The 16,333-nt window shown below is 38.0% G+C and carries 16 protein-coding genes; 9 read left to right on the plus strand and 7 right to left on the minus strand.

Features of this window, described 5'->3' with window-relative positions:
- Nucleotides 1-103 precede the first annotated feature (103 nt).
- The gene (locus tag HS960_RS14880; RefSeq protein WP_182329859.1) at nt 104-1,867 is read left to right on the plus strand and encodes an LVIVD repeat-containing protein; all 1,764 of its coding nucleotides are present in this window, start codon (nt 104-106) and stop codon (nt 1,865-1,867) included.
- A gap of 123 nt (nt 1,868-1,990) precedes the next feature.
- On the opposite strand, the gene HS960_RS14885 is transcribed toward HS960_RS14880, so the two are convergent.
- Nucleotides 1,991-2,926, minus strand: a complete 936-nt coding sequence (locus tag HS960_RS14885; RefSeq protein WP_182329861.1) for a hypothetical protein — start codon at nt 2,924-2,926, stop codon at nt 1,991-1,993.
- Between the two features lie 250 nt (nt 2,927-3,176).
- Here HS960_RS14885 and HS960_RS14890 point away from each other — a divergent pair, with 250 nt between their 5' ends.
- The 3 genes from HS960_RS14890 to HS960_RS14900 all read left to right on the plus strand — a co-directional run bounded on the left by HS960_RS14890 (nt 3,177) and on the right by HS960_RS14900 (nt 5,621).
- Nucleotides 3,177-3,773 carry a porin family protein gene (locus HS960_RS14890; RefSeq protein ID WP_182329863.1) on the plus strand — a complete coding sequence of 199 codons (597 nt, stop codon included), beginning with the start codon at nt 3,177-3,179 and terminating at the stop codon, nt 3,771-3,773.
- A gap of 204 nt (nt 3,774-3,977) precedes the next feature.
- Entirely contained in the window at nt 3,978-4,883 is a 906-nt protein-coding gene (locus tag HS960_RS14895; protein WP_182329865.1) for a sensor histidine kinase, read from the plus strand.
- Between the two features lie 9 nt (nt 4,884-4,892).
- On the plus strand, nt 4,893-5,621 hold the full coding sequence (locus HS960_RS14900) for a LytR/AlgR family response regulator transcription factor (RefSeq protein ID WP_202883689.1): 729 nt from the start codon (nt 4,893-4,895) through the stop codon (nt 5,619-5,621).
- Here HS960_RS14900 and HS960_RS14905 read toward each other — a convergent pair whose 3' ends face one another.
- The 5 genes from HS960_RS14905 to HS960_RS14925 all read right to left on the minus strand — a co-directional run bounded on the left by HS960_RS14905 (nt 5,622) and on the right by HS960_RS14925 (nt 9,636).
- Entirely contained in the window at nt 5,622-6,530 is a 909-nt protein-coding gene (locus HS960_RS14905; protein WP_153847031.1) for a DUF6268 family outer membrane beta-barrel protein, read from the minus strand.
- A gap of 138 nt (nt 6,531-6,668) precedes the next feature.
- Nucleotides 6,669-7,430 (minus strand): SDR family NAD(P)-dependent oxidoreductase, encoded by a 762-nt coding sequence (locus tag HS960_RS14910; protein ID WP_153847032.1) that lies wholly within the window; start codon nt 7,428-7,430, stop codon nt 6,669-6,671.
- Nucleotides 7,431-7,466: 36 nt separating this feature from the next.
- Entirely contained in the window at nt 7,467-8,315 is an 849-nt protein-coding gene (locus HS960_RS14915) for a TraB/GumN family protein (RefSeq protein WP_153847033.1), read from the minus strand.
- Nucleotides 8,316-8,394: 79 nt separating this feature from the next.
- The gene (locus tag HS960_RS14920) at nt 8,395-8,607 is read right to left on the minus strand and encodes a hypothetical protein (RefSeq protein WP_153848488.1); all 213 of its coding nucleotides are present in this window, start codon (nt 8,605-8,607) and stop codon (nt 8,395-8,397) included.
- Nucleotides 8,608-9,192: 585 nt separating this feature from the next.
- The gene (locus tag HS960_RS14925; RefSeq protein ID WP_153848487.1) at nt 9,193-9,636 is read right to left on the minus strand and encodes an SRPBCC domain-containing protein; all 444 of its coding nucleotides are present in this window, start codon (nt 9,634-9,636) and stop codon (nt 9,193-9,195) included.
- Nucleotides 9,637-9,860: 224 nt separating this feature from the next.
- On the opposite strand from HS960_RS14925, the gene HS960_RS14930 reads away from it, so the two are divergent.
- The 5 genes from HS960_RS14930 to HS960_RS14945 all read left to right on the plus strand — a co-directional run bounded on the left by HS960_RS14930 (nt 9,861) and on the right by HS960_RS14945 (nt 15,326).
- Nucleotides 9,861-12,500, plus strand: coding sequence for an alpha-L-rhamnosidase (locus HS960_RS14930; RefSeq protein WP_182329868.1), 2,640 nt, complete (start codon nt 9,861-9,863; stop codon nt 12,498-12,500).
- A gap of 240 nt (nt 12,501-12,740) precedes the next feature.
- Nucleotides 12,741-12,995, plus strand: a complete 255-nt coding sequence (locus HS960_RS26800) for a hypothetical protein (protein WP_200845629.1) — start codon at nt 12,741-12,743, stop codon at nt 12,993-12,995.
- Entirely contained in the window at nt 12,996-13,997 is a 1,002-nt protein-coding gene (locus HS960_RS14935) for an FN3 domain-containing metallophosphoesterase family protein (RefSeq protein WP_202883691.1), read from the plus strand.
- A 119-nt stretch (nt 13,998-14,116) separates the two neighbouring features.
- Entirely contained in the window at nt 14,117-14,596 is a 480-nt protein-coding gene (locus tag HS960_RS14940; protein WP_182329870.1) for a GNAT family N-acetyltransferase, read from the plus strand.
- A 193-nt stretch (nt 14,597-14,789) separates the two neighbouring features.
- Nucleotides 14,790-15,326, plus strand: a complete 537-nt coding sequence (locus HS960_RS14945; RefSeq protein ID WP_182329872.1) for a GNAT family N-acetyltransferase — start codon at nt 14,790-14,792, stop codon at nt 15,324-15,326.
- Nucleotides 15,327-15,350: 24 nt separating this feature from the next.
- Here the strand turns inward: HS960_RS14945 and HS960_RS14950 are convergent, their stop codons facing one another.
- Nucleotides 15,351-16,208, minus strand: coding sequence for an alpha/beta hydrolase (locus HS960_RS14950; protein WP_182329874.1), 858 nt, complete (start codon nt 16,206-16,208; stop codon nt 15,351-15,353).
- Between the last annotated feature and the right edge of the window lie 125 nt (nt 16,209-16,333).

Genomic DNA, 16,333 nt, shown 5'->3' on the forward strand with positions numbered 1-16,333 from the left:
CATAAAATGTAGTAGTAAAACAACTACAGCTTTATGAAAATTAACCGCAACAAAACTTAACTATAAGATTTTTCGTTTACTTTTGTGATAGATATATAATATTATGAAACAGAAATTTTACCTGCCTCTTTTAGCATTCACCTTGACCGCAATTATTAGCTGTAACAAAAACAGTGATAACATTGATGATCCTAAAAATCAGTCTGTTGTTATTGACAATAATGCAAGTCAACTGAATGCACGTTTAGATCATCAAAATGCTGGTTTATTGCCGTTATCTAATCTTTTAGCATCCGGTAAGCGAGCAGCCAATGGTTCGACAGTCACTGCCACTCAAAACCCAGACTTCTCATTAGCTTTGGTCGCACAAGTCGCTCCTCCGGATTATGAAGGCAATAAGCTTCGGGCAACCCATGTTGCTGTTTCGGGCAACTACGCTTATGTAAGTTACAATACCGAAGGCGATCGATATCTTGGTGGTGTCGATGTCATCGACATTTCAGATATTAATAACCCACGTCTTATCGTAAATGCTAAATTGCCGAATATCGACATAAGCTCATTGGCAGTTGATGGCAATAGCCTACTCTTAGCTGGAGCAGCAGATGAAGGTGTATTGGCAAAAATGACCTCCCCTGCAGTTCTTATTGTTTTACCGCTTCAGAATGGCTTACCTACCGATGCTTATCGTTATACAGGTCTACCAAGCTATGTGGCAACAGATGTTACTTTTAACAACGAAAGCCAGTATGCTGTTTCAGGTAATGCGGGTGCTATTTCCAAAATCAATAAATCTTCGGGTGCTATCGAAAAATCGGTAACTATTGCGGATCTCCTATCTGTAAGAACATACCAAAATCAAATGTATGTGCTTTCAGGAACACAGGGGATAAAAGTTGTATCCAATAATCTTGATCCGGTTAAAACAATCAATGTGGGTCAAAATCCAAGTTCAGCAAAGCGTACTATCGATTTTTACAGCAATTATCTTTTAGCTTCTGAAGGCGCTCAGGGCTTGGGTATTTATAATATAAATACAGGAGCTTTGGATAAACGCATTAGTATTCCAGTAAGTCCTGATGACAGCAACATGGATCCAGAAGATATTGTGACCAATGCTGTATCCACAAACGACAAACGTGTATTTGTTGCCAACGGTGGTGCTGGTATCGCAGCCTATCAATTTGATACACAAAACAACTTTAACTATATCGGTAGTGCAAGTTTCAATGCGATTGACAACAGTTCAAGTAATTTTGTGATCAGTAGAGATAACTATGTTTTTGTAGCAACGGGAAAAGGTGGCTTAAAAATTCTTAAACTCATCGATCTGAAACCAACAACTCCAAGCTGTAATGGTACTTATCCAGCTTTCACAGGCAGTACACAAGGAGACCTGAATGTTAATAATGAAGCGAGCTACTCAGATACAAAAACATTTGCCTCAAATGTCAATATCAACCGGAATTTTAACTGGTGTGGCACACTTAATATCAATGGAAATTCTGTTAACATCAACAGCGGTGTATTCAATATGTATGGTTCAATCGCTTTGAAGCAAAACATTAACATCAATTCAACAATGAATTTGGTGGGCTCAGGTGTTATTGGTGGAACTTTTACCGTAAACGGAAGCGGTATCTTGAGTGTAACAGGTTCACTTTCTCAGGGAACTGTCGGATCAAAATCCACTTCATTTATCAATGGTAAGATGGTTATTGACGGTGAAGTTGTCGTATACGGTAACTTGACTATTAATGGTAGCGGAAAGGTAGAATTTGCCAACAGTAAGTCCAAATTAATTGTTTATGGAAGTCTTACAAATTGGGGAAGCGTTACTAACGGAACAATTACACAAGTCAAATAAGACATTGTATAGCCATTAAGCAGAACACAAAAAAGCCACATCATCTGATGTGGCTTTTATATTTACCGAGAATTACAAAAAGGTCATTATATTGTTGTTATGCTTAAAACCTCATAAATAATCTTATTGCAAAATAGTCCGTGGGGTCAGCGGAACCTTTTGCTTCCAGGTACCCTTCACTTGGAATTCGTGTCCGGATGTTTTATTCTTGATCGTGAAGATATAATTGCAAGTTCTTTCGAGGTATTTGAATTCACCTCTCGCGGTTATCTGGGCATTGGGCTTGAGCAGCAGTTCTTGTTTATCTCCAGATTTAATATAATTTTCAAAAGTTTTGCCTTTGCTGTAAGGAACTTTACCTTGCCAGCGAACTCCACCATTTACCATTAATTCATCCATGAAGATCGTAGAGTCTGTTTTATTGAGCCAGTCAAAAGCGCCGTAGCTGTCACTTATGAATTCGGAACTATACTTTACGTCCTTAAAAATGGCAGTGATATCGACTTTTCGCTCCCGATTTGAGCTATTTACCAGATTCATCGCAGTACACCCTTCGGTACTGACATAGATTTTCCGGCTTTCCTTCACTTCTTCGATTTCTTTTTTGACCAACTCATATCCATCAGCTCTAGTTTGAATAAAATTCACTTCATCCATTTTATCCGCTGATAATATGCCAATAGCAAAATTCCTAGGCTGATCACTAAAATTTTCCAATAAGGTCAATTTAAGCTCGTTATTAATTGTTTTTTCCAACTGTAGCCACCCGCCGTCAACCCCAATCGAGCCCGTACGCTCCAACTTGAGCTTTTTTCCAGTGGAATCTTTCAATATTTCTCCTGTAAGGGCATCTTTGACATAGGACACATACCATAAATCCGCTTTGATCGGAATTACATTTTCCTTGATTCCGGTTTGTAAGTTGACAGCTTTAAAACCGGGATCTATTAGACCTCCTTGTGAATTAAGTCCCTCTTTAGAACAGGATGTTAGTATAAGCAGACAAAAGGGCCATACCAGATAAGAAAAGGAAAACGTTAGCTTCAATGGATTTTTCATAAAATCGATTATTTGTACAACACAATTTACCAAACAAAATCTATCTTGTAAGTTAAAAAAAACAATAGACCTTTTCCCATCAATCCTGAAAAAAATACGCTTAAGCCAGAAATCTTGACAAACAAATAGAAATCTTGACAGACTAATCATCCCTATATTAACCTTCGTCACTACAAAAATGCCGTTCGTCAAACTCTTTTTGCCAAGGAATTGATCCTTTGTTCTTTTGAACAAATCAAAACAATATAAAATGAATAACAAAGCAATTTTATCATGCATCGTATTATTTGCCATGATGTTTAGCAAAAAACTGTTTGCTCAGGAGCAACCTTTCATTCAATTGGGTATTAAAGGGGGAAGTAGTCTCAACAAACTCAATACCGAATTAGCAGACTTAGATGACAAATATGCCATAGGGTTACACGTAGGGGGTATGGCAAGAGTTAATCTTGGAAGAGCCTATATCCAGGGTGAAGCTCTTTTCAATAAGCGTAAAGCAGCACTTAAACCGCAAGGGCAAACCGAAAGCAAACTCAAATGGAATGCGATTGATATCCCCGTCGTTGCAGGCTACAAAATCTACCAAAATCAGGACATCAATTTCCGGGTATTAGCTGGTGCAATTTACAGCTATACGCTAAACGACAACTTGCCGCCTCTAAAAGCAATACAACAGGGAATGAAACATTTTGATAAATCAAACTTACAAGTTACCGGCGGTCTGGGAGTCGATATTCAGCGATTTACACTCGATGTTCGTTATGAACGCGGTTTTTCTGACCTTAATAAATCTTTTAAATCCAAACCACAGGCATTTTCCATTGGATTGGGTTACTTTATCTTCTAAAACAATGAATAAGTTTTACCTTTGGAGCTACCTCGGGATCAGGCTCCAAAGGTATTTTTTTTAAATCGTCATATGTTCAAAAAAAACTATTTAAATAAACATCTTTTTCTCATTTCTTTTTGGTTCGTTCTTGGGTTTGCTGTATGGATTCAAATAAAAGGCGAGTTCGATTCGCTCCAGGCGTTACTGCACACCTCGCTAATCATGGCTTCTTCGATTATTGTATCGCAGTGGCTGAGTGACCGGGTTCTACCACGAGCGATCAAGGCTCAACAAATGAAACCTTTTGTACTAAAAGCAGTGCTTTTTGTAGTTATTTTAGCTATTTTAATTGGAAGTATAGATTTCTATTTCATTCTCACCAAAGAAGGAATAGCTAACCATGAAAGGACAGAGCTAATACTCACTCATTTCTATCAAGCAATTCCATCTTCCCTACTGATCAATGGTACGGCCTGCGGAATTAGATTTTATCAGGAACATGCAGATATTCAACGTATCCATAGTCAATTGCAGCAGAATTTTCTTGAAAGTCAGGTAAAATTTTTACAGGATCAGGTCAATCCTCATTTTATGTTTAATGTCTTGAACCATATTCATATCCTCATGAAAAAGAATGTGGAAATGGCCGATTATTTGCTTCTGAAATTTTCGGACATTCTGAGGTATCAGCTCTATGAGTGCAACCAACCGCTCGTACTTTTAACACGCGAACTGCAATATTTACAGGATTTTATAGCCATAGAAAAAATGCGGTGGGGTAACGAACTGGATGTAAGCTGTTCATGGAATCAATCTTCAAAGGATTTATATATTGCACCATTGATGCTCATCTGTTTTGTCGAAAACGCATTTAAACACGTAAACCGCCTTCCAAATCAAAAAGGAAGCATAGAGCTATCCTGTGTTGAGGAAGAAGGAAAACTTCAATTCAACATCAGTAATAGTTATCAGGACTATCCGCAATTAGCTTCGACAGGACACTCGGGCATAGGGCTGGAAAATGTAAAAAAAAGACTGGAACTGCAATATGAAAACAACTATTCGTTAACAATACATAAACTTGACAACAGTTTTACTATACAACTGACCATCGATCTTAACAGCTAACTATTGACAATGGAAGAAATTAAAATGAAATGTATCATCGTAGACGATGAACCTATGCTGCGGCAACATATTGCCGAAATGACCGAGCAGATCGATTTTTTGGATTTAGTGGAAACATTTCCTTCAGCACTAGCTGCAACTTCGAGGTTACAGCAGGGCGATATAGATCTTATTTTTTTAGATATTAATATGCCCTATCTCAATGGTATAGACTTTTTAGACTCCCTTGAAAACCCGCCTTTATGTATCTTCATCACGGCTTATTCAGAATATGCGTTGGAAGGATTCAGACTTCAAGCTGTTGATTACCTGCTCAAACCTATAATTTTCCAGCGTTTCTATCAGGCCAGCACCAAAGCTTATCAGCTTTTTGTACAGCGGAACAAACCCTTACAGGAAAGTAGTCCGAATGACAATATGTTATTTGTAAGACAGGGGGATGCTTTTGTTAAAATCTCCTGGACAGATATTCTGTACGCGGAAAGTATGCAAAATTATACAAAACTTCACTTTAAAGAACGTACAATTACAATCCATCAAACCATGTTAGCTTTGGAAGAGGCATTACCCGGCAACCATTTTTTTCGTATTCACAAATCCTACCTAGTCAATGTAAACCACATTGATATTATTACTGGGGGGAGAGTATATATACAGGAAAAAGAATTACCGATATCGCGTACAAAAAGAGAGGAGCTTCTCCAAAATGTTGTTTTTAAGAAGCTCCTCAGCAGATGATTAAGGCATATTCCATTTAAGTGCTATGGAAGTATAGAAGGTTGGAGAAAACCGGGGATCCGCCTGACTTTTGTTCTTGAATAAACTTTTCAGCGACCTATCATTCTCTACATACAATCTGGCAAGTGTGCTTCCGCCGGTCAGCTGAAGTTTAAGGCTCTTGCCCAAATTGAACTGAGGCTGAAGCCCAGCTGTCAATAACATAAAACCAGCCAAAGTAGATTTCCCATTCTTTTCTCGCTCTGCAGTCATACCATCTAGATTAACGACAGCACGAAGATCAACCAATTCATTGAGGTGATAGGATGCGGAAAGACCCTGTGGGAAATTCACATTGAACTTCACTTTTCCATTTGTTTTCCAGTCAAAATACAAGCCAGGTAAGATCATTGGCACGCCAAAACTATTGCTCAACACAGGGCCAAAACCAAAAGCTAAATTCGGTCTAAATTTTTTGATAAAAAGCACTCCCCCCTGCCCCAGTACATCCTTACCATTTACTTTAACGAGGTCTGAATAAATCCCAACGGAGGCGAAAGTCAATAGAGACCAATTTTTCCTTAATGAGGTCAGGTATTGAAGTCCCATTTCTGCATTGAGCATTTCAGTCGGGAATAAGGGCTCTTCGTACCCTCTATTTTCCATCTTTGCATAAGCTGCCCCTATCTTCCAGGACCAGCGTTTTATATTGCCAGAAGAATCTATTTTGGTAGATAATGGAACTTCCAGGTTAAACTGTATCCGCCTAAAATCGCTCTTTGAACCTGTCTTAACACTATCTTCAGGGCGAATATAATTTGATAGTGGGACATAATCCACAGCAACCTGTCCCGATACTGCATTTTGAGCATGTGCAGCCAGCGTAGTAAAACCGCTGAGTATAACTGCACATAATACTTGTTTCCTCATGTTTTTTCAACAAAGGAAGCTTTTGGACGGCTCAAGCACCAATCTTTTTGATATAGTGCATGTATACGTTGACCAAATGCAAATTTATCGCGATGTCAAAAAATTTATAACGGCAAGAAGTGCGGATCAAAAGCAATGTTATAGATTAAAATCACACATTGCCGGCATATTAATTTCCTTTACACAGCTTGCCGCCGAAGTAGAGATAATAAATCGTAATGCCTGGATTACATCTTGCAGGGGAATAAGATTACCTTGTGTTTGTACAATAACGTTTTCTATTGTTTCATTATGATCAAATTCTGTCGCTAAATAGCCCAAATTTAATATGGAAACACCTATTTTATCTTTTCTAAGGTTTTCTCGTAAGGAATGGACAACACCACGTAATGCAAACTTTGTCGCAGAGAATGCAACTTCTTTTCCACTATGGTTATCTAAACCCCAAGTAGAACCAATCAATATAATCTTAGCGTTGGACGATTGTCTTAAATTATCTATTACCGACTGTACATTTAAAATGCAAGACGTAATATTCGTATTGATTAAGTTTATTATTTCGGAGGCGCTGCTATCTGCAAAATTATACGCTTCCGTAAATGCATCTTTTTCCCATATCCCAACATTATAGATAAAATAATCAATCCGCTGATTTCCTATTATTGCCTTTATCGTCTCCGAAGATTCTTTCGGTTGGGATAGATCGGTAGCAATCCATCGGATGTCTGAATTGGCACTTAAATAATTTGGTTCATTCCTGGAAATACCAAATATTAGATCATTCTCATTTGGCAAATTCAACGCTATAGCTCTACCTAATCCCCTACTTATACCAAAAATCAAATATGTCTTGCCACCTGTTTTCAATATCTCTACTGTTTTGTTGTGCTCGGATGCCATTTTTTTCTTAGTTTTAAATATCCACTAAGATAAGATTTATTTTACGGCCTCTACTTTGAATCCTTTTTCTCGGAGTAAGGTAATCAGCCCCTGATCACCGGCCAAATGCCCTGCGCCAACGGCAATAAAACAGGATTCTTCATTGATCATAGGGGGTATCAGGTTACTCCAATTCAAATTTCTCCCGATTAACAATTTTTCCTTTTGTTCTTTCGTCATCCAGGCTGGATCTTGGAGCAATTTTGTCAACTCTTCCAAATTCTCTGATTTATAAGCTTGAACCATCTTAACGGTCAATGCAGGGTATTCCTCCAACTGAAAAACAGATTCCATGAACAATTTAGGTGTAATGAGATCCTTCAGCAAATTAAATTGAAAATCAGGTGTCTCCAACTCTCCTATTACCTTTCCTTGGCTGGTCGCAAGTGCTGACAGCTCAACCTCATAAGACTTCATCTTTGTAGGATCCGGGCAATTAAATCCTTTCATCGAGAACAAGGATATAACAGCAACAGGTGATACATAATCCAACAATTTGATTGAAAGCTGCTGTGCGATCAACACGCTGTCCATCTTTTTGATGTCGTCTTCAGAAAATGACTTTATAAAATTCGGATCCGAAACAGTAAATGCCTGTAGAGATTTTGCATTTTCTGGTTTGGAAAGATCAACTTCAAAAACTACCTTTTTACTAGCATTGAGCGCATCTAAATTCTTCTGTTTGATGACAAAGTCGTCTGGACACAACATATGGATCGTACCGAACAAATAAGAATCTTGTTTTAGACCATTACCGGAAATTTTCCATAACATCGAACTGCCTTGGGCAAAGCTATTAATGGTCATACAAATCAGCAGCGCCAATAGAAGTAATGTCTTTTTCATAAGATCGTATAAATTGATTTTTTATATAAAAAATATAATTTTTGGCTTTTCACCAAAATATTATCTACTGTTTATGGTATTAAATGCTAGTCCCCCAAAATTCTCGCTGCTGTTTTTCGCTTTTAATATCTTCGATATTTTTTTCAATCAACCAGGCTCTAAAATGCTCCGGATCTTGTGGTGTAAAATGGATTACTTCACCACATTTTAAAAGTAGGGAAAAGATTCCGCTAGCGGCAGCGAATTTTACGATTTCGTTAGAATGGTATCCAAGTTGGGAAAAATACTCCATTGTTCTTATTCAATTCTAGAAATAAATGCTTTCCACATCAATGCGGATCCATAGGTCCATTGATCTTTCAGAAAGCATATTAATTTTTATTTCCTCACAGTTTTATAATTCATTCAAATATCGTAAATTATTTCAATTATTTCATCAAACAGATTATTAATTTAATTGTTATTTTCATAAATTAATCAAACAATTAACAAAGCTTCTACAAGAAATTATAGCTATCATAGTTCCATTGTATTCAGATCCAATCAATTTTTCCACAGTGGAGAGGTTTATTTCGACCGTGTCATTCTACATGACATCAGGAGTAAATCTGAAGATGAGCTGGGATCCAATGGATATGTGATAGACAGCTTAGAATCAAGCCTATGTTACTTTTTTTGGGAAAGAAAAATTATAGGGGCACTCTGTTTTAGGGATTATTAATCTTCGAGGAGAGACAGATACTGGAGCCCCCCAAGGGCTGGCTCTCAGTTATATATTTTATTATGGTAAAAAATCCATTCCGGAAGCTTGGTTGCCACATCCAGCCCACTATGAAGATAGTAATACCTTAACAGAAGCTATATTTGCTAGCAAGGATCAATTCGAAAAAGGCTGTCCTTTACCTGTTTTAATATATGCTTCTAAACTTTTCACAAATTGTCGCCATCCATCTGTACAAATATCATAGCATTCGATTTCAGGGGATAAGCCAATATGTTCAAGTTGCAACACAATCCCGTTTTCTTTTTCAGTGATGTCCCAAACGATCGTTGTGCCAATCCATTCTTTTTGATTTTTCAATCCAGGAAGGGTTATCAATGAATCTTCGACATGCCAAACAACTTTTGCATTTTCATATAAGTCTTCCACTTGCATTACTTTGTAAATAAGATCGCCAAAGCGAATTGTAAATCTATCGCCCTTCTTATTGGAAGAGCCCTCAAACATGGTTGTCCACCAAAATGGTATTTCATCGGTTAGCGCTTTAAAAAGCCGATCCTTTGTTACACCCAACTGGATAGTTTGACTATAATTTTCCATTGTCAATTTTTATTTTTTGAATATTAAACACGGCCTGGATTTTCCGTTATTATTAACGAATTTATAGATAGATTTCCCAATCGACCTTAGCATAAGACAAGTTTTTCTTTAGTGTCAGGATAGTACATGACGCTTATATAAAATTTATTGCGGATAATAGCTATATTACTATTATACTCCAAGCAACACGTTACTAATCAAATATAAAACCATCTATGAAGACTATGCTTCAAAAATTAGGAATATTAGGATTTCTGATCGTACTAAATCTCTCCACTTTCGCTCAAAAACTAGAGGTAATTGACCTAAAGGTAGAACATCTGAGCAATCCATTGGCCGTTGAAACCGAGATTCCGAGATTGAGCTGGAAAATAAACTCTACGGAGAAAAACACGCAACAAGCCGAATATGAAATCCGAGTGGGAACAGACAAAGTTTTCTTAAATAAAGATAAAGATCTAGTTTGGAAACATCGTGCTTCCACAGATCAATCTGTGTTAATTGACTACGCGGGATCTCCCCTTCAGTCAAAGAAAAAATATTTTTGGCAAGTTCGGGTAAAAGACAATCATGGCAATACATCTGCCTGGTCCACAATTGGATTCTTTCAAATGGGAATCTCAGCCTCAGATTGGTCTGCACAATGGATCACTGCCTCAGGAAAGGACACTTCGTCCCGAAGTCCACTTTTCAGAAAAGAATTCAGCCTGAAAAAAAAGATAAAATCAGCGATGGCCTATATTACGGCAAAAGGCCTATACGAAGCCAAGCTTAATGGCGCCCGTATAAGTGACACATATTTTGCTCCGGGATGGACCAGCTACAAGAACCAGTTGCAATACCAAGTTTACGATGTTACAGCATTGCTTAGGATCGGTTCGAATGTGCTGGGCGCAAGTCTCGGCAATGGCTGGTATAAAGGCCGTATTGGATTTGGAAACCAGCATAATTTCTATGGCGATACACGGGGACTGCTTTTACAACTTGAGGTCGAATATACCGACGGCACAAAGGAAACAATAAATACGGATGAGAACTGGAAGTATACTTATGGGCCTATTATGGCGTCGGATATCTATGATGGAGAGATTTACGATGCTAGAATGGAGATTACTGGATGGGATAATACTGATTTTAAAGAAGATAGCAACTGGAAGAATGTAAATGTGATGAACAAAGGAACGGAAAAGCTTATCGCGATGAGCGGTCCTCCTGTTAGGAAACATGAGCAGTTTAAAGCCCTCAGCATTTTTAAAACCCCAAAAGGGGAAACTGTGGTAGATTTTGGGCAAAATTTGGTGGGATGGGTGATTTTGAAGGCACAGGGTCCTACTGGAACAAAGATTACACTAAGTCATGCTGAAGTACTTACTAAAGAAGGTAATTTTTATACAACAAATCTACGATCTGCCAAGGCTCAGGACAGCTATATTTTAAAAGGTGGGGCCGAACAAGTCTTTGAACCGCATTTTACTTTTCAGGGTTTTAGGTATGTAAAAGTTGAGGGCTATCCCGGAGAATTAAAATCCGATGATCTAACGGCCGTGGCTCTCTATTCTGATATGGCGACAACGGGTAAATTTACGACTTCCAATCCCCTAATCAACCAATTGCAGCACAATATTCAATGGGGACAAAAAGGAAATTTCCTAGACGTACCTACCGACTGTCCACAACGCGATGAACGCTTAGGTTGGACAGGCGATGCACAAGCTTTCGCGAATACCGCGGCTTACAACATGGATGTAGCAGGATTCTTTACGAAATGGTTAAAGGATGTCAAAGCTGACCAACAACCCAGCGGACTCATTCCTCATGTCGTACCAAATGTACTCGGGATCAATGATGGTGCGTCAGCTGGTTGGGCCGATGTAGCCACAATTATTCCTTGGGATATGTACCGCGCTTATGGAGATCGCAGAATATTAGAAACACAATACGAGAGTATGCAAAAATGGGTGGGTTATATTACTTCTGTTGCGAAAAATAATCTCTGGAATTCAGGTTTTCATTTTGGGGATTGGCTTTTTTACCGTCCGAATGATGATAATGATGGAAGAGCCGCTGTAACCGATAAATATCTAATCGCACAGACTTTTTATGCTCACTCGACGCAACTACTGATTAATGCAGCGGAGGTCTTAGGCAAAAAAGAAGACGTTGCCAAATACACGGCATTACTTTCTAACATCAAAGCAGCCTTTGCAAAGGAGTATATGACTCCAACAGGTCGCCTCGTATCCGGTACACAGACTGCTTACGTACTGGCACTGCAATTTGATATGTTGCCTGAAGGATTACGAGCCGCATGTGCTGATCGCCTTGTTGCCAACATCCGGGATTATGGCAACCACCTCACGACAGGTTTCTTGGGCACCCCTTATATATGCCATGTCTTAACTCGATTTGGACATAATGACGTTGCATACGATCTATTGATGCAAGAGAGTTATCCCTCGTGGCTCTACCCCGTGAAAATGGGCGCTACCACCATCTGGGAAAGATGGGATGGTATTAAACCTGATGGATCTTTTCAAACTCCAGACATGAATTCCTATAACCATTACGCCTATGGCGCCATTGGTGACTGGATGTATCGAACAATAGCTGGAATTAACTCGGCAGCAGATGCTCCGGGTTATAAATCTATCGTTATTGCCCCAAAACCGGGAGGTAAATTAACACAGGCATCTGCAGAACTTGAAACGGTGTACGGTACGGTAAAATCGGCCTGGGTCTTAGAGAATAATCTATTGAAACTAGATGTCACCGTCCCGGCAAATACACGGGCAAAAATTGTACTCGTTGATTCCAGCCATGATATAGGTTCGGGTACTTATCATTTTGAAAGTAGTGTCAAATAAACATAAAAGCCACGTCTCACGACGTGGCCTTAAACTAAACATATGAAACAATTGTATTTTCTGTATCAACAGCTGGAAGATTTTTTAACTCTTTACCTGAAATTTTTGATATCTCTACAATAGCTTTTGTGCAGAAGGTACTTTCATAAGTGATTGCCACACCCTCGTCAATAATACCGAGTGTTTCGACCAAGGTGAAGACTATTTTGCCACCTTTTAGTCTAGCAAGACTGTTACATTATGATTGATGGCTTTTTTACACATTTTTATATCTTTAAATTGAAAAAAATCATTTACGGAGGAACATCAATTATAGACCCAAGCACTAAAATGACGAAACTAAAATGCATCATCCTATTGTTGTTCTTCAATCGTTTTATGGCAGTTGGTCAGGATGCGATTAGAATAAATCACTTACCTTTCATTCAAGGTTTGACAGAGCAATCTGTTTCTATAATTTGGACAACAGACAAACCAGCTACCGGTTGGGTTTAGTTGGCCCTAGATGACTCCAGCCACTTTTACTTTAAGGAAAGACCAAAATATTATGCGGCTGCCTATGGCTTCAAAAAAGTAGGCACCTTACATCAAGTTACATTGACCAATTTAAAACCTGGAACACGCTATAGATATCGTGTGTATAGTCAGGAAGTTCTCAAACATGTTGGAGTCAATGTGCAATATGGAAAAGTAGTGGCCACTGATGTCTATCAAAAGGCACCCCTAGTTTTCCAAACCTTTGGCATGGCCAAATCTACCCATTTTATGGTAGTTAATGATATTCACGAACGCAATGAGGTTCTCGATAAGCTATTGGATATCGGCGGTCTAAAGACTAGTGACTTTGTGGTATTCAACGGTGATATGGTTAGTAACCTATTAAGTGAAACACAACTATATGAAGGATTTATGGATACCGCCATTAAAAAGTTCGCCAGCGAAAAACCAATGTTTTATTCAAGAGGCAATCATGAAACACGTGGACCTTTTGCCACTGAATATCCCCAATATTTCCCAACACCAACAGGTAAACTATATTACCAATTTAGGCATGGAAATGCTGGTTTTATCATTTTAGATTGTGGTGAAGATAAACCCGATACCGACATTGAATATAGTGGCATTGTAGATATGGATAACTATAGAAGCGAACAAGCGGCCTGGTTAGCTCAAGCTATTGAAGATCCGTCATTTAAAGATGCCAAATATAAGATCGTAATCTGTCATATGCCCCCTTTTGGTGGTTGGCATGGGGAACAAGAGATTTTAGAGAAATTTGTTCCTATCCTCAACAAAGCAGGAACACAGATCATGCTATCAGGACATTTACATAGACACATCATCAAAAATGCGACAAATACGATACAATTTCCGGTCATTGTAAATTCCAACAATAATGTGCTTCGCGTAGATTTAGACGATGAAAAAGGAATCTTCAAAATTCTCGATCAGCAGGGGAAAACGGTGGACCAAGTGATCATTAAGCCGTTAAAATAAAACAACAAATTTGCTCATGAATGAGGACTATACGGCCATAACCGTATGTTGTAAAACTACCATATAGATAGTTTAACTCTATTCTTTATAATTCAGCAAATTATGGTAAATTAATCTAAATGAATACAATATCGACTGAATATCTGATGACCTCAGAACTTGACAGGAACGAAAAAATTGCTATCATGGGATTATGGAATGAAGAATATCCCGCAGTTATGGCATATTCCAGCCTATCGACCTTTGAGAACTATCTGGAAAGCTTAGGCCAACCACAACACATCCTTGTCAAACAAAATCAACAAATTGTCGGTTGGTGTTCAAAATTTGATCGCGATACAAAACGCTGGTTTCTTATTATACTTTCAAGTCTTTTACACAAAAAAAGAATAGGTTCCAATCTACTTGACAGATTGAAATCTGAAGAAACGGAGCTTAACGGCTGGGTGATAGACCATCACATGGAGAAAAAAAATAATAATTGCCCGTATAATTCACCGCTAGGTTTCTATATGAAAAATGGTTTTGAAGTCGAACCGAATCAACGTCTTGAGACTTCCAACCTATCAGCAGTAAAAATAAAATGGTCAAGAAGATAGCGCAGGAAATTTACCTGCACTTTCATATGCAAATGCTAATAGCAAATCGTACTGCCGTCAATTTCTAACAAAAAAGCTTCGAAAGAGCCAAGAAAAACGCCCCATGTGCATCTATCAGGGGAACGAGCATTAGCTGAAGAGCCTTTGAACCTGAATAAATTTTGAAAATAATGAATGCAATATACCTTAAACCATGGTCAACTTAAAACCACTCTCTGTTGAAGATGTCTCACCATTTTATGAATGGCTCAATGACGATTTATCTATTAAATATTCCCTCTCTCTTTTTCAGTCACTCCGATCAAAGGATCATATAGACAATTGGTTTTTATCCGTTGTCAACGATTCTAAAAATTTTAATCGTGGAATTTTCCTAAACGATTCGAATAAACTGATTGGGTATGCGGGCATTTGTAATATTTCCAAGCTAAACAGATCCGGAGAGTATTTTATCTTTATAGGGGATCGCCAAGAATGGGGAAAAGGGATAGGCTCTTTAGTTACCAAATTAATCCTAGATATAGGGTTTGGAAATCTAGGGCTCAATAGAATTATGCTTACGGTATCTGAACCGAATTATGCAGCGATAAAAGCATATGAAAACGCAGGATTTCAATTGGAAGGAAGAATGCGTAAAGCCTGTTTTAGGGATAATCAATTTCACGACAAGCTATTGATGTCAATTCTGGAAGATGAATGGCACGATAGAATAAACCTAGGTATAAAATAAAATTAATCGCTACATATCTCCACACTATTTTGAATAAAATGTTTTTGGATACAACTTCTTAAAAGCGTTGTAGACCGCTTGATGTATTACAGTGGAATGCAATTCATCAGGCATGTAATCAAATACAAAATGAATTTTTTTATTGTTATTAAGTATATCAGATAACGCTATGGCCTCGTCATACATTCTCACATCTTCTTCTTTATTGGGCACACCAAGATAAACTTTTACATCTTTTTTCAAATTACCTTGTAGAAACTTCTCCGCTTTTTTAAATAATGACTCCTCGCCCCACCACAAACTTGGGCTTATAATGATATAGTCATCAAATAGTTCGGGTTGTTTTAATAGTATCTCTACGGAAAGAAGTCCCGCCAGTGATTCTCCTATTAAAGTCTGTTTTCCATTCGATTTATAATTGCCACTTATGTAAGGAATCAATTCATTTTTCATGAAGGTTCTATATTTATCGGAACCACCATACGAGGGAAAGCTAGCTTTTTGAAAACCTTCCTTTTCTATAAAATCTGTATTTTCAACAGGGAAGGTAAAATCTCTTCTACGTGTATTTCCACCTATTCCAACAACAATACTTTGAGGGAATCTATCGATCCAGGGTTGTGTACTGAAACGGACAATACCCGCAATATGAAAAAAATCTTCATCAACACCACCATCAAGAACATATACAATTGGATAGCGAACAGAATCATTGGGGTTATAATTGTCGGGAAGATAAATGTTGATCATTCTGTCTTCACCCAAAACTTTTGAATGCAAAATCTCTGACCTCCCCATCAATAAAGGAGTACCATTTTGTGCCAAACAATCTGTATTAAAAATAAAGAAAATTAAAAGAATGAGCATTCTATTACCAATCATATCCGATATATTGCGCTTACTAACAATGTTTTTTTGAATAATCCTATATTGAAATCCTTGACTATTCGACATAATATCCCTAAGACCTGCCAACAGTTTTGTTCAACAAATTACCAGCACAATTT

Source organism: Sphingobacterium paramultivorum (assembly GCF_014109745.1).
Lineage (GTDB): Bacteria > Bacteroidota > Bacteroidia > Sphingobacteriales > Sphingobacteriaceae > Sphingobacterium > Sphingobacterium paramultivorum.

Bases quoted from the DNA above. Each gene is read 5' to 3' on its own strand.
- HS960_RS14910 (WP_153847032.1), bottom strand. From the start codon at position 7,430: ATGGCATCCGAGCACAACAAAACAGTAGAGATATTGAAAACAGGTGGC.
- HS960_RS14945 (WP_182329872.1), top strand. From the start codon at position 14,790: ATGGTCAACTTAAAACCACTCTCTGTTGAAGATGTCTCACCATTTTAT.
- HS960_RS14890 (WP_182329863.1), top strand. From the start codon at position 3,177: ATGAATAACAAAGCAATTTTATCATGCATCGTATTATTTGCCATGATG.
- HS960_RS14950 (WP_182329874.1), bottom strand. From the start codon at position 16,208: ATGATTGGTAATAGAATGCTCATTCTTTTAATTTTCTTTATTTTTAAT.
- HS960_RS14900 (WP_202883689.1), top strand. From the start codon at position 4,893: ATGGAAGAAATTAAAATGAAATGTATCATCGTAGACGATGAACCTATG.
- HS960_RS14905 (WP_153847031.1), bottom strand. From the start codon at position 6,530: ATGAGGAAACAAGTATTATGTGCAGTTATACTCAGCGGTTTTACTACG.
- HS960_RS14880 (WP_182329859.1), top strand. From the start codon at position 104: ATGAAACAGAAATTTTACCTGCCTCTTTTAGCATTCACCTTGACCGCA.
- HS960_RS14915 (WP_153847033.1), bottom strand. From the start codon at position 8,315: ATGAAAAAGACATTACTTCTATTGGCGCTGCTGATTTGTATGACCATT.
- HS960_RS14885 (WP_182329861.1), bottom strand. From the start codon at position 2,926: ATGAAAAATCCATTGAAGCTAACGTTTTCCTTTTCTTATCTGGTATGG.
- HS960_RS26800 (WP_200845629.1), top strand. From the start codon at position 12,741: ATGATTGATGGCTTTTTTACACATTTTTATATCTTTAAATTGAAAAAA.
- HS960_RS14940 (WP_182329870.1), top strand. From the start codon at position 14,117: ATGAATACAATATCGACTGAATATCTGATGACCTCAGAACTTGACAGG.
- HS960_RS14920 (WP_153848488.1), bottom strand. From the start codon at position 8,607: ATGGAGTATTTTTCCCAACTTGGATACCATTCTAACGAAATCGTAAAA.
- HS960_RS14895 (WP_182329865.1), top strand. From the start codon at position 3,978: ATGGCTTCTTCGATTATTGTATCGCAGTGGCTGAGTGACCGGGTTCTA.
- HS960_RS14930 (WP_182329868.1), top strand. From the start codon at position 9,861: ATGCTTCAAAAATTAGGAATATTAGGATTTCTGATCGTACTAAATCTC.
- HS960_RS14925 (WP_153848487.1), bottom strand. From the start codon at position 9,636: ATGGAAAATTATAGTCAAACTATCCAGTTGGGTGTAACAAAGGATCGG.